Source organism: Halomonas jincaotanensis (assembly GCF_018448785.1).
Lineage (GTDB): Bacteria > Pseudomonadota > Gammaproteobacteria > Pseudomonadales > Halomonadaceae > Halomonas > Halomonas jincaotanensis.
Window position 1 is genome coordinate 12629 of sequence record NZ_JAHCLU010000008.1, and the last position, 24146, is coordinate 36774.

General features: G+C 64.2%; 24 protein-coding genes. 19 read left to right on the forward strand and 5 right to left on the reverse strand.

Annotated elements, in window-relative coordinates:
- The first annotated feature begins 107 nt into the window (after positions 1 to 107).
- Both secD and secF read left to right on the forward strand, forming a co-directional pair.
- Entirely contained in the window at positions 108 to 1958 is a 1851-nt protein-coding gene (gene secD / locus KG088_RS08750; RefSeq protein WP_213825138.1) for a protein translocase subunit SecD, read from the forward strand.
- Between the two features lie 9 nt (positions 1959 to 1967).
- Positions 1968 to 2894: a protein translocase subunit SecF gene (gene secF / locus KG088_RS08755; RefSeq protein WP_213825139.1), complete on the forward strand. Its 927-nt coding sequence runs from the start codon at positions 1968 to 1970 to the stop codon at positions 2892 to 2894.
- Between the two features lie 110 nt (positions 2895 to 3004).
- Here secF and hmpA read toward each other — a convergent pair whose 3' ends face one another.
- Entirely contained in the window at positions 3005 to 4204 is a 1200-nt protein-coding gene (hmpA, locus tag KG088_RS08760) for an NO-inducible flavohemoprotein (protein ID WP_213825140.1), read from the reverse strand.
- 386 nt (positions 4205 to 4590) lie between these two features.
- Here hmpA and KG088_RS08765 point away from each other — a divergent pair, with 386 nt between their 5' ends.
- Positions 4591 to 5610, forward strand: coding sequence for a CNNM domain-containing protein (locus KG088_RS08765; RefSeq protein ID WP_213825141.1), 1020 nt, complete (start codon positions 4591 to 4593; stop codon positions 5608 to 5610).
- A gap of 127 nt (positions 5611 to 5737) precedes the next feature.
- Here KG088_RS08765 and KG088_RS08770 read toward each other — a convergent pair whose 3' ends face one another.
- Positions 5738 to 6532 carry an inositol monophosphatase family protein gene (locus tag KG088_RS08770; protein ID WP_213825142.1) on the reverse strand — a complete coding sequence of 265 codons (795 nt, stop codon included), beginning with the start codon at positions 6530 to 6532 and terminating at the stop codon, positions 5738 to 5740.
- 144 nt (positions 6533 to 6676) lie between these two features.
- Here KG088_RS08770 and KG088_RS08775 point away from each other — a divergent pair, with 144 nt between their 5' ends.
- The 14 genes from KG088_RS08775 (at position 6677) to der (ending at position 20156) form a co-directional block, all read left to right on the forward strand.
- Positions 6677 to 7444 (forward strand): RNA methyltransferase, encoded by a 768-nt coding sequence (locus KG088_RS08775; RefSeq protein ID WP_213825143.1) that lies wholly within the window; start codon positions 6677 to 6679, stop codon positions 7442 to 7444.
- Positions 7445 to 7575: 131 nt separating this feature from the next.
- Positions 7576 to 8448, forward strand: coding sequence for a serine O-acetyltransferase (gene cysE, locus KG088_RS08780; RefSeq protein WP_213825144.1), 873 nt, complete (start codon positions 7576 to 7578; stop codon positions 8446 to 8448).
- A 110-nt stretch (positions 8449 to 8558) separates the two neighbouring features.
- Positions 8559 to 9029, forward strand: a complete 471-nt coding sequence (locus tag KG088_RS08785; RefSeq protein ID WP_213825145.1) for an Rrf2 family transcriptional regulator — start codon at positions 8559 to 8561, stop codon at positions 9027 to 9029.
- Positions 9030 to 9072: 43 nt separating this feature from the next.
- Positions 9073 to 10230 (forward strand): aminotransferase class V-fold PLP-dependent enzyme, encoded by a 1158-nt coding sequence (locus KG088_RS08790; RefSeq protein WP_213825146.1) that lies wholly within the window; start codon positions 9073 to 9075, stop codon positions 10228 to 10230.
- 26 nt (positions 10231 to 10256) lie between these two features.
- Positions 10257 to 10583, forward strand: coding sequence for a HesB/IscA family protein (locus KG088_RS08795; RefSeq protein ID WP_213825147.1), 327 nt, complete (start codon positions 10257 to 10259; stop codon positions 10581 to 10583).
- A gap of 241 nt (positions 10584 to 10824) precedes the next feature.
- The gene (ndk, locus tag KG088_RS08800) at positions 10825 to 11253 is read left to right on the forward strand and encodes a nucleoside-diphosphate kinase (RefSeq protein ID WP_213825148.1); all 429 of its coding nucleotides are present in this window, start codon (positions 10825 to 10827) and stop codon (positions 11251 to 11253) included.
- Positions 11254 to 11312: 59 nt separating this feature from the next.
- Positions 11313 to 12440, forward strand: coding sequence for a 23S rRNA (adenine(2503)-C(2))-methyltransferase RlmN (gene rlmN, locus KG088_RS08805; protein ID WP_213825149.1), 1128 nt, complete (start codon positions 11313 to 11315; stop codon positions 12438 to 12440).
- Between the two features lie 110 nt (positions 12441 to 12550).
- A complete protein-coding gene (gene pilW, locus KG088_RS08810; RefSeq protein ID WP_213825150.1) occupies positions 12551 to 13276 on the forward strand; it encodes a type IV pilus biogenesis/stability protein PilW in 726 nt (241 codons plus the stop codon).
- Positions 13277 to 13324: 48 nt separating this feature from the next.
- Positions 13325 to 14383: a RodZ domain-containing protein gene (locus KG088_RS08815; protein WP_213825151.1), complete on the forward strand. Its 1059-nt coding sequence runs from the start codon at positions 13325 to 13327 to the stop codon at positions 14381 to 14383.
- Positions 14384 to 14393: 10 nt separating this feature from the next.
- Positions 14394 to 15509, forward strand: a complete 1116-nt coding sequence (gene ispG, locus KG088_RS08820; RefSeq protein WP_213825152.1) for a flavodoxin-dependent (E)-4-hydroxy-3-methylbut-2-enyl-diphosphate synthase — start codon at positions 14394 to 14396, stop codon at positions 15507 to 15509.
- 25 nt (positions 15510 to 15534) lie between these two features.
- The gene (hisS, locus tag KG088_RS08825) at positions 15535 to 16830 is read left to right on the forward strand and encodes a histidine--tRNA ligase (protein ID WP_264759048.1); all 1296 of its coding nucleotides are present in this window, start codon (positions 15535 to 15537) and stop codon (positions 16828 to 16830) included.
- Positions 16831 to 16951: 121 nt separating this feature from the next.
- Positions 16952 to 17611 (forward strand): YfgM family protein, encoded by a 660-nt coding sequence (locus tag KG088_RS08830; protein WP_213825153.1) that lies wholly within the window; start codon positions 16952 to 16954, stop codon positions 17609 to 17611.
- Positions 17608 to 18756: an outer membrane protein assembly factor BamB gene (gene bamB / locus KG088_RS08835; RefSeq protein WP_213825154.1), complete on the forward strand. Its 1149-nt coding sequence runs from the start codon at positions 17608 to 17610 to the stop codon at positions 18754 to 18756. The genes KG088_RS08830 and bamB overlap by 4 nt, the downstream gene beginning before the upstream one ends.
- The gene (der, locus tag KG088_RS08840) at positions 18753 to 20156 is read left to right on the forward strand and encodes a ribosome biogenesis GTPase Der (protein ID WP_213825155.1); all 1404 of its coding nucleotides are present in this window, start codon (positions 18753 to 18755) and stop codon (positions 20154 to 20156) included. The genes bamB and der overlap by 4 nt, the downstream gene beginning before the upstream one ends.
- Positions 20157 to 20275: 119 nt before the next feature.
- Here the strand turns inward: der and KG088_RS08845 are convergent, their stop codons facing one another.
- On the reverse strand, positions 20276 to 21145 hold the full coding sequence (locus KG088_RS08845; RefSeq protein ID WP_213825156.1) for an ATP-binding protein: 870 nt from the start codon (positions 21143 to 21145) through the stop codon (positions 20276 to 20278).
- A 126-nt stretch (positions 21146 to 21271) separates the two neighbouring features.
- Here KG088_RS08845 and KG088_RS08850 point away from each other — a divergent pair, with 126 nt between their 5' ends.
- Positions 21272 to 22063 (forward strand): M48 family metallopeptidase, encoded by a 792-nt coding sequence (locus KG088_RS08850; RefSeq protein WP_213825157.1) that lies wholly within the window; start codon positions 21272 to 21274, stop codon positions 22061 to 22063.
- 40 nt (positions 22064 to 22103) lie between these two features.
- Entirely contained in the window at positions 22104 to 22361 is a 258-nt protein-coding gene (locus tag KG088_RS08855; RefSeq protein ID WP_213825158.1) for a hypothetical protein, read from the forward strand.
- Between the two features lie 19 nt (positions 22362 to 22380).
- On the opposite strand, the gene aroE is transcribed toward KG088_RS08855, so the two are convergent.
- Complete coding sequence (gene aroE / locus KG088_RS08860; protein WP_213825159.1) at positions 22381 to 23208, reverse strand: shikimate dehydrogenase; 828 nt, start codon at positions 23206 to 23208, stop codon at positions 22381 to 22383.
- Positions 23205 to 24140, reverse strand: coding sequence for an oxygen-dependent coproporphyrinogen oxidase (gene hemF / locus KG088_RS08865; RefSeq protein WP_213825160.1), 936 nt, complete (start codon positions 24138 to 24140; stop codon positions 23205 to 23207). Before hemF ends, aroE begins: the two co-directional genes overlap by 4 nt.
- Positions 24141 to 24146 lie beyond the last annotated feature (6 nt).

A 24146-nucleotide genomic window follows, 5' to 3' on the forward strand; every position in this document is an offset into this window, starting at 1 on the left:
CACGCCCTTCCCGATGGCGCACGACCCCGGAACGAGGCCATCTGCGGATGGCCTCGAGCTATTATTTCCCTGCGAGCGCACCACGCTAGCTACGAGGCAGGCCTTGCATGCTTAACCGTTATCCCCTGTGGAAGTATCTGCTGATAGTCGTTGTCCTTCTTACCGGCCTGATCTACTCCCTGCCCAATCTTTTCCCCCAGGACCCAGCGGTACAGGTCAGCAGCGCTCAAGGCGATATGCGTATCAACGAGCGCCAGGTCGAGCGCATCCGCTCCGCACTGGAAGACGCCGACATCGCCATCAAGGCCATGGATGCCGAGGACGGCCGGCTTCTGGTGCGCCTGGATGATGACGATGACCAGCTCGACGCACGCGACCGTATCGCCGAGATCCTCGACGACGATTTCGTGGTGGCCCTGAACCTGGCCGAATCGACACCGTCATGGCTCGAGGGCCTCTCTGCGTCGCCGATGACCCTGGGTCTGGATCTGCGGGGTGGGGTGCATTTCCTGCTCGAAGTCGATATGGCGGCCGCCCTCGAGCAACGCCTCGAAGTCAACGCCAGCGCCATGCGCGAGACGCTGCGCAGCGAGCGAATTCGCTATCGCGATACCGAGATCGACGATCGCACCATCTCGATGACCTTCGCCAATGCCGAGGATCGCGATCAGGCCCGCAGCCTGATCAGCCGCGAATTTCCCGACTTCGACTACGCCAATGAAGGCGAGGACCGTGGCGCCCGGCTGGTGATGACCATGACCGATCAGGCGGTGGACGCGCTGCAGGACTATGCCATCAACCAGAACCTCACCACCCTGCGCAACCGCGTCAATGAGCTGGGCGTGGCCGAGCCGCTGGTCCAGCGCCAGGGTCCGGATCGCATCGTGGTCGAGCTGCCCGGCGTTCAGGACACCACCGCCGCCAAGCGCATCGTGGGGGCGACCGCCAACCTGGAGTTTCGTCTCGAGGCGCGCTCCGACACACCGGACAACGAGACCCAGAGCTTTCCCTTCCGCAACGACGAATCGCGCAGTGCCGACCTGATGCGCGATGTGATCATCACCGGGGACAGTGTTTCGAGCGCCAACCATAGCTTCGACGAGAACGGACGTCCCCAGGTCAACATCGACCTGGACGGCACCGGCGGCACCCTGATGAACCGTGCCACCCGCACCAACATCGGGCGTAACATGGCGGTGCTGTTTATCGAGCACAAGAGCCGCGACATCACGGTGATGGAGGATGGTGAGCCGGTGGTCGAGCGCGAGACCTATACCGAGCGCGGTATCATCAGTCTGGCAACCATCCAGAGTGCGCTGGGCAACAGTTTCCGCATCACCGGACTCGACTCGCCCACCGAGGCCGCCGAGCTGGCACTGCTGCTGCGTTCGGGCTCGCTGGCCGCACCGATCTACTTCGCTCAGGAACGCACCATCGGGCCGAGCCTCGGCGCCGAGAACATCGAACGCGGACTGCTCTCGGTGCAGATCGGCCTGCTGCTGGTCGTGGCGTTCATGCTGGTGCGCTACAAGGTGTTCGGCGTGTTCGCGACGGTCGCGCTCGGTCTCAACCTGACGCTGCTGATCGCGGTCATGTCGATGCTCGGCGCCACCCTGACGCTGCCCGGCATCGCCGGTATCGTGCTGACGCTGGGCATGGCGGTCGACGCCAATGTGCTGATCTTCGAGCGAATACGCGAGGAGTTACGCACCGGCCTGTCGGTTCAGCAGGCGATTCAAGCCGGCTACGAGCGTGCCTTCACCTCGATCGTCGATGCCAACATCACCACCCTGCTCGTGGCGGTGATCCTGTTCTCGATCGGCACCGGGCCGGTCAAGGGCTTTGCCGTGACCCTGTCCATCGGGATCCTAACCTCGCTGTTTACCGCACTGATGGTGACCCGGGCGATGGTGAATCTGACCTACGGTGGCAAGCCGGTCAAGAAGCTCTGGATATAAGAGGTGGTAATGAAAACCCTCGTGACTCGACAGTTCGACTTCATGGGCAAACGCCGCATCGCCTTCGCGGTATCGGGTCTGATGTTGCTGGTGTCTTTGGCCGCACTGCTGCTACAGCAGCTCAACCTCGGCCTGGACTTTACCGGTGGCACCCTGGTCGAAGTGCAATATGCGACAGCACCGAGCCTGGATGCAGTTCGCCAGCTGCTTGAGGACGCCGGCTTCCGCGATGTCTCGGTGCAGACCTTCGGCGCCTCCACCGAAGTATTAATTCGCCTGCAGCAGGCCTTCGACCCCGACGTCGGCGAGCAGGTGGTCCGCATGCTGCGCGACACAGGCGAGCAGGTGGAGCTGGTGCGCGCCGAGTTCGTCGGCGCCCAAGTGGGCGACCAGTTGCGTGATCAGAGTGGCATGGGCCTGCTGGTGGCCCTGGGCGTGGTGATGCTCTATGTCGCTTTTCGCTTCCAGTACAAGTTCGCTATCGGCGCACTGCTTGCGCTGATCCATGACGTGATCATCGTGGTCGGCATCTTCTCGCTGTTCCAGTTAGATTTCGACCTGACGGTGCTGGCGGCCTTGCTGGCGGTGATCGGCTATTCGCTCAACGACACCATCGTGGTCTACGACCGCATCCGCGAGACCATCCGCAAGTCACGCATCGACGACATGCCGGCGATCTTCAACGAAGCGATCAACATGACCCTGTCGCGCACCCTGGCGACGTCCGGCACCACCGTGCTGGTCCTCCTGGCGCTTCTGCTGCTGGGTGGCGACATGATCGAAGGCTTCGCCATCGCCCTGCTCATCGGCGTCGTGATCGGCACCTTCTCGTCCATCTACGTGGCCTCGGCCCTGCTGTTGACCGTGCATCTGGATCGCGAGGACCTGATTCCTCCAAAGAAGGAAGCGGACGACGAGGAAGAACAGCTGCCCTGAGGCCTACCTTGCGCCGCCAGTAGGCGTTACTCATGCGAAGACGCCACCCGGCTAACCGGGTGGCGTCTTTGTTTCATGCACAACTATATATCAGGCGGCTCTCGCCAGTGTCAGGAGGCCTCGCTGAAGCGGATACGCGGTCCGAAGATCTCGTAGTGGAGCTGGTCGTCACCGTAGCCCATCCGCTTGAGCAGGATGTTCAGGCCTGACATAAAGGCGGTGGGCCCGCAGAAATAGACATCACCACGACCCTCGAAGGGCAACCACTTTTCGAGGATGTCCGTGTCCAGGTAGCCGAGATGGTCGGCTCCCTCCCCCTGCTCATAGGCGACATAATACTTGAAGCCCTTCTGCGCACTCAGCGCACGAAGCTCGTCGTGCATGACATGGTGCGAGCGGTCGCGACAGCAGTGGATAAATACCAGATGCTCGAGTTCCCAGCCTTGCTGTACAGCATTGAGCAGCATACTGACCAGCGGCGTGATGCCGATCCCCCCGCCGATCAACACCGGCCTCTCGGAACGCTTTTCGACGACAAAATCGCCGGTGGGCGGCCGTAGCCAGATCCTGTCGCCGACACTGGCATCGTGCAGGAAGTTGGAGACCTGGCCGGGGGCCGAGGTGCCGGCGGCCTCCGCCTTGACGGTAATACGATAGTATGGATCCCCCGGGGCACTGGACAGCGAGTACTGGCGGATCTCGTCAAATTCCGAGGAAGGCGGTTGGGTCTTGACCCCCACGTACTGACCGGGGCGGAAGCCCGCGATCGGCTGGCCATCTTCCGGCCGCAGGTAGATGGACTTGATCTCGTCAGTCTCGGGTTCGGCCCTGTCGATGATGAAGGTCCGATCGCCTCGCCAGCCACCGGGCGCGGCCTCGTTCGCCTGGTAGATCCCCTCCTCGGTCTGGATGAAGATCGCCGCCAGGGCCTCGTAGGCCTCTGCCCACGCCGTAAGCACCGGATCGTCGTCGTGCAACTTGAGGTGGTCACGGATCGCTTCCAGCAGGTATTTGCCGACAATGGGGTAGTGTTCCGGGGCTACCTGAAGGCTGGCATGCTTCTGGGCGATGCGCTTGACCGCCGGTCCCAAGGCTTCCAGCTGGTCGATATGGCTGGCATAGGCGAAGACCGAATCGGCCAGGGCGCGCGCCTGATCACCCTTCGCCTGGTTGGCCATGTTGAAGACGTTCCTGAGCTCGGGGTGATGATGGAATAGCTTTTCGTAGAATAGCCGGGTGATTTTTTCCCCTTCATCCGCGAGTAGCGGGGCGGTGCTCTTGACCGTATCGATGGTGGACTGGGTCAGCATACAACCCTCCGGGATGATGTGCGGGTTTAAAATGGTATATAAAATGCCTCTTTCAGGCTAGTCAAACAAGAGGCGACCACGCATCGTGCTCGATGGAACGGTCTCACGGGGCCGGTGCAGCCTGTCCCACTGCGCGGCATCGAGGCAATCGTCCCTGCTGTTGGCCGTGTATCTGGGGCGCGGGAACCCGATTCCACCGAAAAGGGAAGTGGACGATGGAGAAGTTCAGCTAGCCTGGCCACCGCCATGATAGTAGTTGATGTTGATGTTGAGGACGGGCCCATTAGCGATGATGGGCCCGTCTTTGTTTGCCAGCCTTGAAAGGATCGGTGATGATTCGCCGATAGTCACTACATCCCCAACCCTTCGCCACCCCCCGAGGCACCATGTTCCTGCTGGCTACCTTTGCCATTTTATCGATCAGCGTATCCTTTGTTTGCTCCCTGCTCGAAGCGGCGCTGCTCTCCCTGACCCCAAGCTATATCGCCAGGCTGCGCGATACCCGGCCCGCACTGCATACCCGGCTCGCCAAGCTGAAACAGAATATCGACCAGCCACTGGCGGCGATCCTCACGCTTAACACCATCGCCCACACCGTGGGGGCAACCGGTGTCGGCGCTCAGGTGACGGTGGTGTTTGGCGAAGCCTGGCTGGGGATTGCCTCGGCGGTGATGACACTGCTGATCCTGGTGCTTTCCGAGATCATCCCCAAGACCATCGGCGCCAGCTATTGGCGTCAGTTGTCGCCTATGCTCGCGCCGACGCTGGATGGCATGGTGTGGATTCTCAAGCCCTTCATCTGGCTCTCCGAGCGAATTACCAACCGTATTGGCAAGGATAACCAGGACACGGACATGCGCGGCGAAATCAAGGCACTGGCGCAGATCGGCCTGGAGGAGGAGTCGCTGGACCCCGACGAGACCCGGGTGATCACCAACATCCTCAACCTGCACGATATCCCGGTGAAGGAGGCGATGACCCCGCGCACCGTCTGCGTGACGGTCAAGCCACAGATGACCGTAGCCGAGTTCGACAAGGCACTCGGGCGCTCGGCGTTCACCCGCTTCCCGGTGATGGATGGCGGTGAAAACGCCATGGGTTACGTGCACAAGGCCGACACCTACCATGCGGACGATACGGCCGAGCTCAAGTCGATCATGCATCCGGTGACGTCGGTGAACGCCGAGGATAACGTCGAGCACATCTTCACCTCGATGGTGCTCGAGCGGCAGCATATCTGCGTCGTCTACGACGAACTGGGCACCTGGGTCGGGATCATCAGCATGGAGGATGTCATCGAAACCATCCTCGGTCAGGACATCGTCGACGAGACCGACAACGTGGCCAACCTTCGCAAGTACGCCAAGCAGCGCTGGACCAAGGGGCGCCGACACCAGGGCGCCTGAATCAGGCCATAACGCAGCACGTAACGTCGCCCCAACCAACACCGCCCCCGCAGCATCGCTGCGGGGGCGGTGTTATTTCGGCGTCAGACGTCGCGCCGTCTCTACTTGGCAATGCGTCAGAAATGCCTCAGAAATGCGGTTTGAGCTGCTGCACCAGCGACTTGTAGAGCCGCGGGCCGGCGGCCATCAGTTGACCTTCGATCTTGATGTCGGGCTGGCCGTCGGGGGTGCCCATCAGCGCGCCGGCTTCCTTGAGTAACAGCGAACCGACGTGCATGTCCTGCTCCTCGAGGCCCAGTACGAAGGCGGCGTCGACGCGGCCCGCGGCCAGGTCGGCCAAATCGAGCAGGCCGCTGCCGGAGGCGCGCTGCACCTCGATCTGGGGGCCGAGTTGCTGCGCCAGTGTCAGGTAGGTGGGCATGTGCCGGGCGCGCAGCCAGGTCTCGGGCAGGCCCAGGGCGACTCGCGCACCGGCGACGGCCGTGGTGCGCGGCACGCGGATGCGCTTGCCGTTGAGCTGAGCGCCCCGACCACGGCTGGCCAGGTACTCGTCGTCGCTGAAGGGGGAGATCACCACCGCATGCTCGGGACGGCCCTTGACCAGGCAGACCAGCGACAGCGCGAAGGACGGCGCGGCCACCGTCAGGTTGGAATAGCCATGGAAGGGCTCGATCCTCCAGAGGGTGTCCTGGCCCTCACCTTCCCCGTCCCGGTGGGGCGTGAAGCGACCCACCACGCCATGCTGGGGATAGCCACGGGAGAGCTGATGGGCGATCAACGACTCGGCATTGCGGGCGGCGTCATCGAGGAGGCGGTCGAGGTTGTGCTCCTGGTGGGAGTTCTCGATTCTCTCGCGGATGCGCAGAAACTGTTCGGCGGCGCTGCGCGAGGCGCGCAACGCGAATTGGACCATCGGGTGCATGATCGGGCCTAGGCGTCGGTGGTGTTAAAGAACGGATCGGCGCGAATCCTAGCAGAAGCCGAGAGGCTTCGCCATTCGATGCGCCTCGCCGACATGCTAGAATCGCCCGCCATTGTTTCGACACTTCGACCCGAAGGCTCCCCCATGCTCGAGCGCATCCGCATCGTCCTGATCGGCACCAGCCACCCCGGCAATATCGGGGGCACCGCGCGCGCCATGCACAACATGGGACTCGCCGACCTGGCGCTGGTCGCCCCGCGCTGCGAGCCGATCAGCGCCGATACCGTGTCGCGCGCCTCGGGAGCCGATCCGATCGTCCATGCGGCGAGCCAAGTGGCGACGCTGGAAGAGGCGGTGGCCGACTGCACCCTGGTGGTAGGCGCCAGCGCCCGTTCGCGCACCCTGCCCTGGCCGATGACCACGCCACGCGCGCTCGCCGAGTCGCTGCCCGACGAGCTCGCCGACGCGAGCGCCCGGGTGGCCCTGGTGTTCGGACGCGAGGACAGCGGGCTTTCCAACAGCGAACTGCAACGCTGTCATGCCCACGTCAATATTCCCGCCAACCCTGACTTCAGCTCGCTGAACCTGGCGACGGCGGTCCAGGTGCTGGCCTACGAGTGCCGGCTGGTCTGGCTGGCGCAACAAGCGGCGGAGACAAGCGACACCCCCGAGCCCGCTGCGCGCACGCCCCACGCACTGGCCAGCCACCAGGAACTCGAGCTTTATTTCGCGCACCTGGAACGCACGCTTGTCGCGATCGGCTTTCACGACCCGGCCACCCCGCGACAACTCATGGCCCGGCTGCGGCGCTTCACCCTGCGGGCCCGTCCCGAACGCATGGAGCTCAACATTCTGCGCGGCATTCTCACCGCCACCGAGCAGCGCACCCGACGCCCGAGTGCCGATGAGTGAGCCGGCTTGAAGCCGGCTCGCTGCGCCCCCACTATTAAGATTGCTCAAGTAAAATTGCTCAAGCGAAACTCAGCCAATAGTGAGCACCAGCCAGAGCGCTCCTCTTCGCCCCGCCACCCAAGGATCGCCGCATGTTTCAACGTCTGCGCGAGGACATCAACAGCGTATTCACCCGCGACCCGGCGGCACGCAATTTTTTGGAAGTCCTGACCAACTACCCGGGGCTGCACGCGCTGCTGATCCATCGCCTCGCCCACTGGCTATGGCAGAAGAACCTCAAATGGCTGGCGCGCAGCCTTTCGACCTTTTCGCGCTGGCTAACCGGCATCGAGATCCACCCCGGCGCGGTTATCGGCCGCCGCTTCTTCATCGACCATGGCATGGGCGTGGTGATCGGCGAGACAGCCAAAGTGGGCGATGACGTGACCCTCTACCAAGGCGTGACGCTCGGCGGCACCAGCTGGAGCAAGGGCAAGCGCCACCCCACGCTGGAGGATGGTGTGATCGTCGGCGCCGGGGCCAAGATCCTCGGCCCCTTCAGCGTCGGCACCGGCGCCAAGATCGGCTCCAACGCCGTGGTCACCAAGGAAGTGCCCGCCGGGGCAACGGTGGTCGGCATCCCGGGAAAGGTTGTCCAGCGCCTCGACCCGGACCAGGCCGAGGAACTGGACATCGACCCGGCCAGGCGCGAGGCCATGCAGGAGAAATTCGGCTTCGATGCCTACGGCATCAGCCAGGACATGCCCGACCCGGTGGCCCGCTCGATCCAGGCCATGCTCGACCACATGCACGCCGTGGACGAGCGCATCGAGCGCATGTGCACCACGCTGCGCAAGGTCGATGCGAGCTATCGCGATGGCCAATTGCCCGAACTGCGTGACGAGGACTTCGCCGACATCCTCGCCGATGTCGACAGCTGCTGCCCTCCCCCCGATCACGACGCTCCGTCGCAAGCGGACGAGACAAGCCATCGGTCCGCCGGGCCTCGTCGGCGCAATGGTTGACCGGAACACTCGGTCTTTCCCATAATGCGTGTATAATTCCTTCGGTTCTCTGCCTGCAGAATGCCGCTTTCGTCATCAGTCGCCGACTCGGCGCCGAGGTTCCTACTGGCATGCGCCTGACCACCAAGGGACGTTACGCCGTCACCGCCATGCTTGATCTGGCCGTGAACGCTGCGGCAGGGCCCATCAGCCTCGCCGATATTTCTCGGCGCCAGGAGATTTCGCTCTCCTACCTAGAGCAGTTGTTCGCGAGACTGCGGCGTGCACGTCTGGTGGAAAGCGTGCGCGGCCCAGGTGGCGGCTATCTGCTCGCCATGGCCCCGGAGCGCATCTCGGTGGCACAGGTGATCGATGCGGTCGACGAGTCCGTGGACTCCACCCGCTGCGGCGGGCTCTCCGATTGCCAGCAGGGTGATACCTGCCTGACCCACCACCTGTGGTGTGAGCTATCGGAGCAGATCCACGGCTTCCTCGATGGCATCACCCTGGGTCAGCTGGCCGTTCGCCAGGAGGTTCAGACGATCGCCAGCCGCCAGCGGCGACGCCTGGGCAACGACGGCATTCTAGCCTCGGCGCCCTGATGGCCCGCCGGCCCGTCTGCCAACCCGAGATGATCCCGAGCCCATGAATGCATTCGTCTATCTCGATTACGCCGCTACTACGCCCGTCGACCCGCGTGTCGCCGAGGTCATGAGTCGCCATCTGACTCAGGAGGGCATCTTCGCCAATCCCGCCTCGCGCAGCCACATGCTGGGCTGGCAGGCAGAGCAGGCGGTGGAGATGGCCCGCCGCCAGGTTGCCGAGCTGATCGACGCCGACCCGCGCGAGATTGTCTGGACCAGCGGCGCCACCGAGGCCGACAACCTGGCGCTGACCGGTTTCATGCGCGCCAATCGCGCCCGGGGCCGGCATCTGGTGACCTCGATCATCGAGCACAAGGCGGTGGTGGATACCGCCAAGGCACTCGAAGCCGAAGGCTTCGAGGTCACCTGGCTGACACCGGGGCGTGACGGACGGATCACCCCGGACCAACTGCGCGAGGCCATGCGTGGCGACACCGTGCTAGTCTCGCTGATGGCAGTGAACAACGAACTGGGCAGCATTCACGACCTGGCGGCACTGGCCGAGGTCGCCCACCAGGGCGGTGCCGCCTTCCATACCGATGCCGCCCAGGCGGTAGGCCGCACGCCACTTTCGGTCGACACGCTCGGCATCGACCTGATGTCGCTGTCGGGCCACAAGGCCTATGGTCCCAAGGGCGTCGGGGTCTTGTATGTCAGGCGCAGCCCTGACATCCGCGTGGAAGCGCTGATCCACGGCGGTGGACATGAACGCGGTATGCGCTCCGGCACCCTGGCCACCCATCAGATCGTCGGCATGGGTGAGGCCTTCGCGCTGGCAGCCGCCGAGGGGGAGGCCGACCAGCGTCGCATTGCTGCGTTGCGCGACCGCCTGCTGACGGGGCTGGCGGCCCAACCAGGTGTTCATCGCAATACCGATATACAAGTGGCGGTGCCCAACATTCTCAACCTGGCCTTCGAGAGCGTGGATGGCGAGTCGCTGTTGATGGCACTGCGCGACGTGGCGCTTTCGACCGGCTCGGCCTGCAACTCGGCGAGCGTCGAGCCGTCCTATGTGTTGAGGGGCATCGGGGTCACGCGCGCGCTGGCGCTTTCCTCGCTGCGCTTCAGCTTCGGCCGCTTCACGACCCCGGCCGACATCGACCACACACTGAATGCCCTGCGCCATGCCCTCGACGGGCTGCGGCGCCGGGCCGTCTGACCCATCACCCGAGCAGGAGTTACATCATGGCGCATCTTTCTATCACCAACGCCGCCGCCGACCAGATCCGCCGGGTACTCGACGAACGCGGCCACGGCCTGGGGCTGCGGGTCACGGTCAAGCCCAGCGGCTGTTCCGGCTACAGCTACGTGCTAGACTTCGCCGACGAGGCCGCCAACGACGACGTGACCTTCGAGGATCACGGCGTGACCGTCTACGTCGCCCCCGAGGCCCTGGAAATGCTCGATGGCAGCGAAGTCGACTATGTCTCGGAAGGGCTGAACCGCTTTTTCCGTTTCAACAACCCCAACGTCAAGGACCAATGCGGCTGCGGCGAAAGCTTCAGCGTCTGACCATCATTGGGCGTCAAGCGACGCCGCGCCCGGCCTGAGCTCCCGGAAGGGAGGGCGAATAGGTCGACGATTGTTCAACGCCCTTCCGGACGGTATACTCATCGCCCCGTCGGCGAGCTTGCCGCAACGCCGGAACGCTTTATTCGATTCGCCGCGCCGCCCCTCGCTCTCGATTCAGGAGCCAACGGGGCGGCGTGGTGCTATTCAACGCTTACTCGCTTTTTTAACCGGAGATATGCCCATGGCTAACCAGCGCACCCTGTCCATCATCAAGCCCGATGCCGTCGCCAAGAACGTGATCGGCGAAATCGAGACCCGCTTCGAGAAAGCGGGCCTGAAGATTGTGGCCGCCAAGATGCAGCAGCTAAGCCAGGCACAGGCCGAAGGCTTCTACGCCGAGCACAAGGAGCGCCCCTTCTTCAAGGACCTGGTCGGCTTCATGACCTCCGGTCCGGTGGTGGTTCAGGTGCTCGAAGGCGAGAACGCCATTGCTGCCAATCGCGACCTGATGGGCGCCACCAACCCCAAGGAAGCCGAGGCGGGCACCATCCGTGCCGACTTCGCCGACACCATTGATGCCAACGCCGTGCACGGTTCCGACTCTGCGGAATCCGCCGAGCGCGAGATTGCCTATTTCTTTCAGGATAGCGAGATCTGCCCGCGCGGTTGATCGACGCCCAAGCGGGGGTCGATCGCCCCCGCGCCCTGCCCCACCGAACGCTGACTGCCATGACCTCCACGACCGCTCCCCGCCTCACCAACCTGCTCGGCATGTCCCGCCAGCAGATGGAAGCCTTCTTTCTCTCCATCGGCGAGAAGAAATTTCGAGCCGCTCAGGTGATGAAGTGGATTCACATCGAAGGCTGCGACAACTTCGCGGCCATGACCAACCTTTCCAAGGCGCTGCGCACGCGACTATCCGAGGTCGCCGAAGTCCGTGGCCCCGGAGTGGTCTACGAGGGCAGCTCCAGTGACGGCACCCGCAAGTGGGTCCTGGAGGTCGAAGACGGCAGTTACGTCGAAACCGTGCTGATCCCTGCCGACGACGGCAAGCGTCGCACGCTCTGCGTTTCCTCCCAGGTGGGCTGTTCGCTGGATTGCAGTTTCTGCTCCACCGGCAAGCAGGGCTTCCAGCGCAACCTGACCGCCGCCGAGATCATCGGTCAGGTGTGGGTGGCGCAGCGCAGCGTGGGCCCACGCCGCGACACCGCCAACCGGCCGGTCACCAATGTGGTGATGATGGGCATGGGCGAGCCGCTGATGAACTACGACAACGTCGTGCCGGCGATGAAGCTGATGCTCGACGACGACGGCTACGGCCTCTCCAAGCGTCGTGTCACACTCTCCACCTCCGGAGTGGTGCCGATGATCGACAAGCTCGGCGATGAAATCGACGTCAGCCTGGCCATTTCGCTGCATGCCGCCACCGATGAGTTGCGCAGTGAACTGGTGCCGCTCAATCGCAAGTACAATATTCGCAGTCTCCTCGATGCCTGCCATCGCTATCTCGCCAAGTGCGCCGATACACGCATGATCACCATCGAGTACACTCTGATCAAGGACGTTAATGATCAGCAGGCGCATGCCGAACAGCTTGCCGCGCTGCTCAAGGAACTGCCGTGCAAGATCAACTTGATCCCTTTCAACCCTTTCCCGCACTCGGGTTATGAGAAACCCTCGCGCAACCAGCAGATGCGCTTCCAGCAGTGGCTCTACGACCTGGGCTACACGGCGCACATCCGCACCACTCGAGGCGATGACATCGACGCTGCCTGTGGCCAACTGGTAGGTCGCGTCAAGGATCGCACACGACGTCACGAACGCTACATCCAGTCGATCCAGATCGATGCCGACTGAGCGGAGGATGGCTTGACTTCAACCGGACTCGACGCTTTGATGGACAGGCATTTTTTGCTGGCGGCGCGGCGCCTCTCCGGCGAGCCGACGCCCACGACCGAGAGGATGCCATGATCCCCCGCTCCCGTTCACCCGGACGCCTGCAGTCCCCCGCTGTCATCCTGCTGGGGTCGATGTGGCTGGCCGGCTGCGTGAATCAGGACATTCGTCCCGGGGGCAATGAAGGCAACCCGTCGGAGGCCTATACGCGTCTTGGCGTGGCCTACCTGGAGCGTGGCAATATTCAGCGGGCCATGAACGCTCTCGACCGTGCGCTGGCGGTGGACCCCGACGATGCCGAGGCGCTGCAGGCCATGGCCATCGTCTATCAGCGTCAGGGCGAGGAAGACCTCGCCGACGCGACGTTTCGCAAGGCGATCGAGGCCGATCCAGGCTACACCCGTACGCGCAACAACTACGCCGCCTTCCTGTTCGATCGCAACCGCATACGCGAGGCCTGCGAGCAGCTCGAGCAGGCCTCGCGGGATACGCAATACGACAATCGTGCCCAGCTTTTCGCTAATCTGGGCCAGTGCCAGCGCGAGTTGGGCAACCCCGAGGCCGCGAGGCAGAGCCTCACCCGCGCGCAGTCCATCGACCCCCGAAGCGCCCTCAGTTACCTGATGCTGGCTGAGCTCGAGTTCGCGCAAGGCAATCTCGACCGCGCCGAGCAGCAGCTGGAGCGTTTCATGCGTTTGGCAGGCCCCAATGCAAATGCCCTGCGCCTGGCCCGTGATATTGCCCGGGAGCGCGGCGACCCGGCCACCGCCAGCTTTTATACCGACCAGTTGGAGTGATGCCATGCCGGGTCCTGACCACCGTTTTCTTATGAAGGATGCTCAGCCATGAGCGACACCCATTTCCCCGAGGAGGCCACCCTGTCCTCGCCGGGCGAGCAACTGAAACGTGAACGCGCTAACCAGGGGTTGACGCTCGAGGAGGTCGCCGCCTACCTGAACCTGCGTCCCGCCGTGATCCAGGGGCTTGAGAACGACAGCTACGCGGAAACTCCCGTCGCGACCTACCGACGTGGCTACCTGCGCGCTTACGCCCACTTGTTGGGCATCGACGATGGCCCGGTGCTGGAGGCCTATCGGGCCCGATTCGCCATGGAGGACGCCGAGGAGCGCAAGGTAACGCCGGTGCACATCACTCGCCCCCCTTCACGCCTGGGCGCTTGGCTGTTCCGACTGGTGACCCTGCTGGTGATTGCCGGTCTGATCGGCCTGACCTTGATGTGGTGGCAGAGCCGCGGCGGCAACGAGGTGCCTGACGTGAGCAATAATGATCCGGTATCGGTCGATAACATGGACGGGACTGCCGCCATCACCGAGCGCGACGCGCCGGGGGTGGCCGACGACCCCGACGCCCCGGTGGCCCCGGCGGAAAGCGGCGATGGCGACTCCCTGCCGCCACTGCCCCAGGAAGAGAGCGAGCTTGGGCTGGTCACCACCCCGGAAGCCGAGGGCGAGGCCACCTCGTCCGACGACGAGACAGTCGCCTCCGAAACGCTCGCCGCCGATGGTGAAGGCGCATCGGTTACCGATGAAGCGGCTAGCGATGAAACGAACGCCGAAGGGCCGGGCGCCGCTGCGTCGGGCGCCGATAGCGACACCGCCAGCGCCGATGACTCGACCACTGACGACACGTCTGGTGATGAGGGTCGAGTCATCGAGTTGACCTTCAATGAGCAGTCCTGGACCGAGGTCTTCGACGCCGGCAATGAGCGCGTCTTCGTGGGCCTGCAGGAACCTGGTACCACGGCACGCATCGAAGGCGAGCCCCCCTTTCGCCTGACCGTGGGTAACGCCACCGGCGTCGAGATGCGCTGGCGCGGCGAGAGCATGAACCTCGGCCCGCGCGCCGGTGCCAACAACGTCGCCCGCTTCACTCTGGGAGAATGAACAAGCCGCCATGCATTCCCAATCGCCTATCATTCGTCGCAAGTCACGCCAGATCCATGTCGGCAAGGTACCGGTCGGGGGCGACGCCCCCATTTCCGTGCAGAGCATGACTAATACCGACACCCTGGACGTGGCCGCCACCGTGGCCCAGATACGCCAGCTCGAGAAGGCCGGTGCCGACATCGTGCGCGTCTCGGTCCCCGACCTGGACGCTGCCGAGGCCTTCGGGCGCATCAAGCGCGAGGTCGAGATACCGCTGGTCGCCGACATACATTTCGACTACAAGATCGCCCTGCGTGTCGCCGAACTCGGCGTCGACTGCCTGCGTATCAACCCCGGCAACATCGGCCGCGAGGATCGCGTCCGGGCCGTGGTCAGCGCTGCGCGCGACAACGGCATTCCGATACGCGTCGGCGTCAACGCCGGCTCACTGGAGAAAGACCTGCAGAAGAAATACGGCGAACCGACCCCAGCCGCACTGGTCGAGTCCGCCATGCGGCATATCGATCATCTGGAGCGTCTCGACTTCCCCGACTTCAAGGTCAGCGTCAAGGCCTCAGACGTCTTCATGGCCGTGGCCGCCTATCGTGACCTGGCCGCTCGCATCGAACAGCCCCTGCACCTGGGCATCACCGAGGCCGGCGGGCTGCGCTCGGGCACCGTCAAGTCGTCGATCGGGCTTGGCATGCTGCTGATGGACGGCATCGGCGACACGATTCGCGTCTCGCTGGCGGCCGACCCGGTCGAGGAGATCAAGGTCGGCTTCGACATGCTCAAGAGCCTGCGCCTGCGCAGCAAGGGCATCAACTTCATCGCCTGCCCCAGCTGCTCGCGCCAGAACTTCGATGTCATCGGTACCATGAACGCCCTGGAGGAGCGCCTCGAAGACGTCATGACACCGCTTGATGTCTCGGTGATCGGCTGCGTGGTCAACGGCCCGGGTGAAGCCAAGGAGGTCGATGTCGGCCTCACCGGCGGCAGCCCCGCCAACCTCGTCTACCTCGACGGCAAACCCGCCACCAAGCTGCGCAACGACCATCTGATCGACGACCTGGAGCGGTTGATTCGCGACAGGGTCCGCGAGAAGCAGCAGGCCGAACAGGACGTGATCGCCCGCGAGACGTGAGGCGGACGATGACAAGGAGCATGCATTGAGCACGAAGAAGATCCAGGCCATTCGGGGCATGAACGACCTGCTGCCGGAGCAGTCGACTCTCTGGCAGTATTTCGAGGGACAGGTACGCGCCCTGATGCAGCGCTACGGCTACGACGAGATTCGCACGCCCATTGTCGAGCTGACGGCGCTCTTCAAGCGCTCGATCGGTGAAGTCACCGACATCGTCGAGAAGGAGATGTATACCTTCGAGGATCGCAACGGCGATAGCCTCACGCTGCGCCCCGAAGGCACGGCGAGCTGCGTGCGCGCCGCCATGGAGCATGGCCTGCTGCACAACCAGACCCAGCGTCTCTGGTATCAGGGGCCAATGTTTCGACACGAGCGTCCCCAGAAGGGCCGCTACCGCCAGTTTCATCAGATCGGTGTGGAAACCTTCGGCCTCGAGGGCCCCGACATCGATGCCGAGCTGATCCTGCTCTCGGCGCGGCTCTGGAAGCAGCTCGGTCTCTTCGAGCATGTCACCCTCGAGCTCAACTCCCTGGGCTCGAGCGACGCGCGTGCCGCCTATCGCGAGCGGCTGGTGGCCTATTTCGATCAGCACTTCGACCAGCTCGACGAGGACTCGCGGCGCCGGCTGTCGAGCAACCCGCTGCGCATCCTGGATGCCAAGAATCCCGCCATGGCCGACATGCTGGCCGGGGCGCCGCGGCTGATCGATCACCTCGACGAGGAATCCCGCAAGCACTTCGCGGCGCTCACCGGCATGCTCGACGCCGCCGGCATCGAGTACCTGATCAACCCGCGACTGGTGCGCGGACTCGACTACTACGGTCGCACCGTCTTCGAATGGACCACTAATGCGCTCGGCAGCCAGGGTACGGTCTGCGCCGGTGGCCGCTACGACGGCCTGGTCGAGCAGCTTGGCGGCAAGCCAACGCCCGCGGTGGGCTTCGCCATGGGCATCGAGCGGTTGATCCTGCTGCTCGAGACCCTCGCGCTGGTGCCCGATGCCGTCCGCGGCGAGCTCGACCTCTACCTGCTGCCTATGGACGATAGCGCCACGTCTCAGGCGCTGTTGCTCGGTGAGCGGCTACGCAGCGCGCTGCCCGAACTGGCCCTGCAGCTGCACTGTGGGGGGGGCAGTTTCAAGAGCCGCATCAAGAAAGCCGACAAGAGCGGCGCGCGGCTGGCTCTGCTGATCGGCGAGGATGAGCTGGCCAACGGGACAGCGACCGTCAAGTTCCTGCGCGACAGCCGCGACCAGCTGACCCTGGCCCAGGACGAGTTGATCGCCACACTGACATCCCTGCTGGCAGACGCCTCCGCCTGATGCCCGACCCACAGGCGTGCAAACACGCGTCTCACGACGCTGGAAGTTCAGTCCCTGTGTCGCCAGGCCCTATTCTCCAGACCAACAGACCCTATTCTCCAGACTAAAGAGGAGACCGCCCGTGGCGGAGCTGAGAAGCGAAGAAGAACAGCTTGATGCGATCAAGCAGTGGTGGAAGCAGAACGGTACCTCGCTGATCGCCGGCGTAGCCCTCGCGGGCGCGGGGGTTTTTGGTTGGAACGCCTGGCAGGATTACCAGGCTAACCAGGCCGAAGCGGCTTCCATGCGCTACCAGCAACTGCTCTCGCTGAGTGGTCAGGACGCGCTGGACGAGTCGGCACGCTCGCGCGCCAACGAATTAGTCGCCGAGATCACCGACGAACACGACGGCACCCTCTATGCCGACCTGGCATTGCTGATCGATGCCCGCCTCGCCGTCGGCCAGGGTGATCTTGCTGCCGCACGGGATGCCCTCGAAGCAGTGATCGACACCAGCAGCCGCGACTACCTGCAGGGACTGGCTCGGCTGCGATTGAGTCGCCTGCAGGTCGCCGATAACGATGCCGAGGCCGCCCTCTCCACCCTCGAGACCGGCGTACCCGAGACGCTGGCCGCCCAGCGCGCCAATGTACGCGGTGACGCCCATTTCGCCCAGGGCGACGAAGACGCCGCACGACAAGCCTGGGAGGAGGCCTTGACGCTGGCGCAGGAGCGCGGCCAGCCGCTCTACGGCGTAGAACTCAAACTCGATAACCTGGGTCATGATGAGGCCACGCTATGAAACCGATACTCCTGATCGCTGCCATCACCAGCGTCGCCCTGCTCGCCGGCTGTGCCGGTAAGGTAGAGCCCCAGTATCCACCCAAGGAACTGCGCGACTTTGCGGAGAGCGCCACCCTGGATAGCGTCTGGAGCGAGCAGATCGGCGATGGCCTGAGCCGCGCCACCTACCCCATTACCCCGGCGCTTGACGGTGATCGTGTCTTTGCTGCTGACGCATTCGGCACATTGATGGCGCTCGACACCAATGATGGCGATACGGCGTGGGAAACTGACCTGGAAGTACCCGTGTCCAGCGGCCTGAGCGCGCTTGTCGGGGAGATCTACCTGGGTACCCGCGATGGCGAGGTATTGGCCATCGACCAGCGCGACGGCAGCGTCAACTGGCGTGCCCGCGTGCCCAGCGAAGTGCTGGCTGCGCCACAAGCCAACCAGCAGCTGCTGGTGGTGCAGAGCATCGATGGCAGCGTCACCGCGCTGGACCGCAACACTGGCCAGCAGCGCTGGGTCTACACCGCTAATCGGCCGTCGCTGACCCTGCGCGGCACCGGCACGCCCCAAGTCATCGACCCGGTCACCTTCGCCGGTTTCGCCAATGGCCGCCTGGTGACGCTCGACAATCGCAATGGCCAGGTGTTGAACGAGCAACGTATCGCCGTGCCTCAAGGCCGCAGTGACATCGAGCGCCTGGTCGATATTGCCGGCCAACCGGTGCTGACTCAGGATGGTCGCCTTTTCGTCACCAGCTATAACGGCAGACTGGTGGCGCTGGACGCCACTCGCGGCGAGCTGTTATGGGAACGCGAACATTCCAGCTACCTGACCCCGGTGCTGGTCGGCGACACCCTCTTCAGCGTCGACGAGTCGGGCGAAGTGCTGGCGTTTAACGCCGAGAATGGCAACGAACTCTGGCGTAACGACGACCTGACGGGACGCAAGCTTACCACCGCCGCTTACGCCGGCGACCATCTGGTCTTCGGTGACTTCGAAGGCTATCTGCACCTGATCGAGCCGAGTACTGGGGCGATCGTCGGGCGTGAGCGGATCGACGGCTCAGGCATCAGCGTTCGCCCCCTCACCGAGGGCCGGCGCATTTTCGCACTGGCCAATGACGGCAGCCTCGAGGCTCTGGACATCGCTGAATGACACCCGTGATCGCCCTGGTCGGCCGCCCCAATGTGGGCAAGTCGACCCTGTTCAACCAGCTCACCCGCACCCGAGACGCCCTCGTGGCCGACTTTCCGGGTCTTACCCGTGACCGCAAGTACGGCAACGGCATGCTGGGCGGCAAGGCCTACACGGTGATCGACACCGGCGGCATCAGCGGCGACGAGGAAGGCATCGACGGCGCCATGGCCGAGCAGTCCCTGGCGGCCATCGACGAGGCCGATATCGTGCTGTTCATGGTCGATGCCCGGGCCGGCCTCAACATGGCCGACGAGGCCATCGCCAACCACCTGCGCGTCAACCAGAAGAAGACCTGGCTGGTGGTCAACAAGACCGACGGCCTGGAAGAGCACAGTGCCATGGCGGACTTCTGGGCGCTGGGCATCGGCGCCCCTTATCCCATCGCCGCCACTCACGGCCGCAACGTCACCGGCCTGATCGATATCGTGCTCGAGCCCTTTCCCGAGCGCGACGAGAGCTTTCCCGCCGATACCGGCACCAAGGGCATTCGCATTGGCGTCATCGGCCGGCCCAATGTCGGCAAGTCGACCCTGGTCAACCGCCTGCTCGGTGAGGAGCGCGTCGTGGTCTTCGATGAGGCGGGCACCACGCGCGACGCCATCGAGATTCCCTTCGAGCGGCGCGGTAAGCCCTATGTGCTCATCGATACCGCCGGTGTGCGACGTCGCAAGAACGTCAGCGAGATCGCCGAGAAGTTCTCGATCATCAAGACGCTTGAAGCGATCAAGCAGTGCCATGTCGCAGTGACAGTGCTCGATGCGCGCACCGGCCTGGTGGAACAGGACCTTCACCTGCTCGACTATGTGCTTACCTCCGGCCGTGCGCTGGTGCTGGCGGTCAACAAGTGGGACGGCCTGGAGCACGAAGCCAAGGACAAGATGCGCGCCGAGATCAAGCGGCGGCTGGGCTTCGCCGACTACGCCGAGATGCACTTTATCTCGGCGCTTCACGGCACCGGCGTCGGTGATCTCTATCCGTCCATCGAGCGCGCCTTCGACTCGGCCAACAGCCACTGGTCGACCAATCGCCTGACCAACATCCTTCAGGACGCCGTGACCCAGCATCAGCCGCCGTTAGTGCATGGCCGGCGCATCAAGCTGCGCATGGCCCACCAGGGCGGCAGCAATCCACCGATCATCGTCGTCCACGGCAACCAGACTGGCTCGCTCCCGGAGTCCTATCGCCGCTACCTGACCAATACCTTTCGCAAGGTGCTCAAGGTGCGCGGGACCCCCATGCGCTTCGAGTTTCGTTCGGGCAACAATCCATTCGATGCCATGGCCGGCGCCAGCGACAAGGAAAAGGCCAAGAAGCGCGAACTCGGTCGCACCCGCGAGGCGCGCAAGAGCCGCCGTTGAGCTCAAGTCAAGTGCCTCCTACGTTTTATCTGAGCGCTATTCCGACCGGCATGCCCGGCCTGGCCAAGAGTAAAGGGGCGCTGCTGCCATTGCCGCCTGCCGCCAGACACAGCAGGGGCTCAGCGCTCGGTATCGAGGCGGCGCGCGCCGACCCACTGGCAGGCAAACTGCCAGGCCACCCGGCCGCTGCGCCCGCCACGCAGGGTCGCGAAACGCACCGCCGCGTCACCGGCCTCGGGATCCCAGTCATCGCCGTGGCCCAACTGGCCGACCCAATGGCGACAGGTTTTCAGGTAGGTTTCCTGGTTGAAAGGACGAAAGCCGAGCCAGAGCCCGAAGCGATCCGACAGGGATATCTTTTCTTCCACGGCGTCGCCGTGATGGAGTTCGTCGCCCACCAGCCGCGAGCCCTCGTTGTCGCTCATCGACTCCGGCAGCAGGTGCCGGCGGTTCGAGGTGGCATAGAGCAGCACATTGGGCGGCGGGCCAGTCAAGGTGCCATCGAGCACGCTCTTGAGCGCTTTGTAAGCATCGTCGTGGCCCTCGAAGGAAAGATCGTCGCAGTAGACCACGAAGGAGTGCGGCTGATGGCGCAATTGCTCCACCAACGTCGGCAGGCCGGCCAGATCGTGGCGGTCCACCTGCACCAGACGCAGCCCCTCGGTGGCCAGGCTGTTGAGCAGCGCACGCACCAGCGACGACTTGCCGCTACCCCGCGACCCCCATAACAGGGCATGATTGGCCGGATGGCCCTGCAGGAAAGCACGCGTGTTATCGATCAGAGCGCGTTTCTGGCGCTCGATACCCAGCAGGTCATTGAGGCTCAGCGCATCGCGCGGCGGTACAGGTACCAGTCGACCGCCCAGCGGGTGGCGTTGCCACAGGGCAGCCACATCACGTTCCCAATTCACGTCCACCGGCGTCGGCGGCAACCAGTGCTCAACGTGATCCAGCAGTGTCAGCAGGCGGCGCGATAGCTCTGCATCCATAAATCTCTCCTTGGCTGTCGATAGGACAGAACGGTGTTGACCCGACAAGTGGTCGGGGTATCTTGTAGCGAACTTTCATTTCACGTCCAGCATCGTCAGGTGCCTGGTCAACGGAGGAATCACCCCATGCGCTGGACGCATTATCTCGCCATCGGCATCCTGAGCCTGTCGCTTGCCGCCTGCACCACCTCGCCGACCGGCCGCTCGCAGCTGACCCTGGTCTCCGACGATCAGCTCAACCAGATGGGCGCCCAGGCGTTCGAGCAGTATCAGCAGGACCTGCCCGCGGCCGATGCCGCTGCGCAGCGCTATGCCCAGTGCGTGGCCAATGCCCTGGTGGCACAGCTTCCCGACAGCCAGCGCGACCAGAACTGGCAGATTCGCGTGTTCGAATCGGAGCAGGCCAACGCTTTCGCCCTGCCGGGCGGGTACATGGGCGTCAATACCGGCCTGCTCGACGTCGCCGACAATCAGGACCAGCTGGCGGCCGTAGTCGCCCACGAGATCGCCCACGTGCTGGCGCGCCACGCCAATGAGCGGGTTTCGACCGAGACGGCGACCAAGATGGGCCTATCGGTGCTGTCATCGGCGTCGGGCCTGCAGGGCGCCGGTGGCCAACAGCTGATGGGCGCCCTGGGGCTCGGGGCCCAGTACGGCATCCTGTTGCCTTTCTCTCGCAGCCACGAGAGCGAAGCCGACGTCATCGGCCTGCAATTGATGGCTGACGCCGGCTTCGACCCGCGCGCGAGCCTGGCGCTGTGGGAGAACATGAGCGCCGCCAGCGGCGGCCAACCACCGGCCTGGATGTCGACCCACCCGAGCCACGGCCAGCGCATCGGCGGCCTGCAGGCGCAGATGGATAGCGCCCTGGCCCGCTACCAGCAGGCCGGACAGCACCCCAACTGTCCTCGCCCATGATGCCTCTATCCTTGGCATGCCCCTGCGAACAGGCTAATTAATGTTGAAACTTGGACTCTTGCTGTTGATCCTTCCCATCTTCGCACTGATGGGGGTGTATTTCTGGGAACTCGGCGACGTGCGCGCCTGCACCCTGGACGGCGGCTACTGGGATTATCAGGTCGGCACCTGTCGGGAAGCGCCGCAACCCTTCGTCTCCTGGCTCGAGCGCTATCCCTTGCTGGTCAATGGCGGCATGCTGCTCTCGGTCGCCGGGATGGCGATGTGCATGGTCGGGCTCTACGTCAAGCGACGCTGAGACCTCGTCCGGAGGCGCCTCACAGCGAGCGCCTCAGCCTCTCCAGAACCGGGGCAGTATGAGGGCGCTTGCCCCGCCATTGGAAAAACGACTCAGCGGCCTGCTCGACCAGCATACCGAGTCCATCCATGGGCGTTGCGCCCTGATCGGCCGCCCAGCGCAGGTAGACCGTCGGCTCGGCGCCATACATCATGTCGTATGCGCCGGCACCCGTTGAAAATAGCGCATCCGGCAGCGGCGGCAACTCACCGGAAAGACTCGCACTGGTGCCGTTGATCACCAGGTCGAACGGGCCTTCAACCGCCTCGAAGCCGCTGCCGACGATCGCCCCCAGATCGTCGAAGTCATTGGCAAGCGCCTCGGCCTTGGCCGCCGTGCGGTTGGCTACCTGAAGCGATCGTGGCGCCGCCGCCAGCAGCGGCTCAAGCACGCCGCGCACCGCACCGCCGGCCCCCAGCACCAGGATTCGGGCACCCTTGAGTTCAATGCCGTGATGCGCCAGGTCGCGCACCAGGCCGACGCCATCGGTGGTGTCGCCATAGACCTTGAAATCGTGGTTCTTGCCGTTGCCACCGAGAATCAGGGTATTCACCGCCCCAGCGCGCCGCGCGCGATGGCTCAGCACCTCGCAGCAGCGAAAGGCGTCTTCCTTGAAGGGCACCGTGACATTGGCGCCGCGACCGCCTGCGGCGACGAAGCGCTGCCAGGCGCCGGCGAAGTCGTCCAGCGGCGCCTCGATGGCGATGTACTCGAGGGCCTCTCCGGTCTGCTCGGCGAAGGCGGTGTGGATCGCCGGGGATTTGGAGTGGCCGATGGGATGGCCGAACACGCAGTAGCGATCCGTCATGGGGTCTCCTCCCGGTCCTCGTCTTCCCCCAGCCAGTCGCGGGGGCGTAGATAGTCGTCGTAGAGGCGCGCCTCGGGGCTGCCCGGCTCGGCTTGCCAGTCGTAGCGCCAGCTCGCCAGCGGCGGCATCGACATCAGGATCGACTCGGTGCGCCCCCCGCTTTGCAGGCCGAACAGGGTACCGCGGTCCCACACCAGGTTGAACTCCACGTAACGGCCACGTCGGTAGAGCTGGAAATCGCGCTCGCGCTGGCCCCAGGCGGTGTCGCGACGGCTTCGCAAGATGGGCAGGTAGGCGTCGAGGAAACTGTCAGCCACGGCCCGCTGGAAGGCGAAACTGCGCTCGAAGCCCCAGTCATTGAGATCATCGAAGAAGAGCCCGCCGACGCCGCGCGTCTCGTCGCGATGCTTGAGCATGAAATACTCGTCGCACCACGCCTTGTAGCGCGGATAGACATCCTCACCGAAGGGCGCGCAGGCGTCACGGGCCACGCGATGCCAGTGCAGCACATCCTCGTGAACCGGGTAGAAGGGCGTCAGGTCGTAGCCACCACCGAACCACCATACCGGCGCCTCGCCCAGTTTCTCGGCGATCAGAAAGCGCACATTGCCATGGCTGGTCGGCACGTGGGGGTTCTCGGGATGCAGCACCCACGACACCCCGACCGCATGGAAGCTACGCCCGGCAAGCTCGGGTCGCGCCGCGGTAGCCGAGGGCGGCAGGCGCTCGCCGAACACATGCGAGAAGTTCACCCCGCCTTTCTCGAACACACCACCATGCTCGATCACACGGGAGCGGCCGCCACCGCCCGCCTCACGGGTCCAGGCGTCCTCGCGAAAGTGGCTACCGTCCTCGTCGGCCAGGGCCGTGCAGAGGCGCTCCTGGAGATCGAGCAGATAGGTCTTGACGTCTTCGAGATTGGCGTAGGCCAACGCAGC

Excerpts from the sequence above, each read along its gene's own strand:
- secD (WP_213825138.1), top strand. The coding sequence starts at position 108 with ATGCTTAACCGTTATCCCCTGTGGAAGTATCTGCTGATAGTCGTTGTC.
- secF (WP_213825139.1), top strand. The coding sequence starts at position 1,968 with ATGAAAACCCTCGTGACTCGACAGTTCGACTTCATGGGCAAACGCCGC.
- hmpA (WP_213825140.1), bottom strand. The coding sequence starts at position 4,204 with ATGCTGACCCAGTCCACCATCGATACGGTCAAGAGCACCGCCCCGCTA.
- KG088_RS08765 (WP_213825141.1), top strand. The coding sequence starts at position 4,591 with ATGTTCCTGCTGGCTACCTTTGCCATTTTATCGATCAGCGTATCCTTT.
- KG088_RS08770 (WP_213825142.1), bottom strand. The coding sequence starts at position 6,532 with ATGCACCCGATGGTCCAATTCGCGTTGCGCGCCTCGCGCAGCGCCGCC.
- KG088_RS08775 (WP_213825143.1), top strand. The coding sequence starts at position 6,677 with ATGCTCGAGCGCATCCGCATCGTCCTGATCGGCACCAGCCACCCCGGC.
- cysE (WP_213825144.1), top strand. The coding sequence starts at position 7,576 with ATGTTTCAACGTCTGCGCGAGGACATCAACAGCGTATTCACCCGCGAC.
- KG088_RS08785 (WP_213825145.1), top strand. The coding sequence starts at position 8,559 with ATGCGCCTGACCACCAAGGGACGTTACGCCGTCACCGCCATGCTTGAT.
- KG088_RS08790 (WP_213825146.1), top strand. The coding sequence starts at position 9,073 with ATGAATGCATTCGTCTATCTCGATTACGCCGCTACTACGCCCGTCGAC.
- KG088_RS08795 (WP_213825147.1), top strand. The coding sequence starts at position 10,257 with ATGGCGCATCTTTCTATCACCAACGCCGCCGCCGACCAGATCCGCCGG.
- ndk (WP_213825148.1), top strand. The coding sequence starts at position 10,825 with ATGGCTAACCAGCGCACCCTGTCCATCATCAAGCCCGATGCCGTCGCC.
- rlmN (WP_213825149.1), top strand. The coding sequence starts at position 11,313 with ATGACCTCCACGACCGCTCCCCGCCTCACCAACCTGCTCGGCATGTCC.
- pilW (WP_213825150.1), top strand. The coding sequence starts at position 12,551 with ATGATCCCCCGCTCCCGTTCACCCGGACGCCTGCAGTCCCCCGCTGTC.
- KG088_RS08815 (WP_213825151.1), top strand. The coding sequence starts at position 13,325 with ATGAGCGACACCCATTTCCCCGAGGAGGCCACCCTGTCCTCGCCGGGC.
- ispG (WP_213825152.1), top strand. The coding sequence starts at position 14,394 with ATGCATTCCCAATCGCCTATCATTCGTCGCAAGTCACGCCAGATCCAT.
- bamB (WP_213825154.1), top strand. The coding sequence starts at position 17,608 with ATGAAACCGATACTCCTGATCGCTGCCATCACCAGCGTCGCCCTGCTC.
- der (WP_213825155.1), top strand. The coding sequence starts at position 18,753 with ATGACACCCGTGATCGCCCTGGTCGGCCGCCCCAATGTGGGCAAGTCG.
- KG088_RS08845 (WP_213825156.1), bottom strand. The coding sequence starts at position 21,145 with ATGGATGCAGAGCTATCGCGCCGCCTGCTGACACTGCTGGATCACGTT.
- KG088_RS08850 (WP_213825157.1), top strand. The coding sequence starts at position 21,272 with ATGCGCTGGACGCATTATCTCGCCATCGGCATCCTGAGCCTGTCGCTT.
- KG088_RS08855 (WP_213825158.1), top strand. The coding sequence starts at position 22,104 with ATGTTGAAACTTGGACTCTTGCTGTTGATCCTTCCCATCTTCGCACTG.
- aroE (WP_213825159.1), bottom strand. The coding sequence starts at position 23,208 with ATGACGGATCGCTACTGCGTGTTCGGCCATCCCATCGGCCACTCCAAA.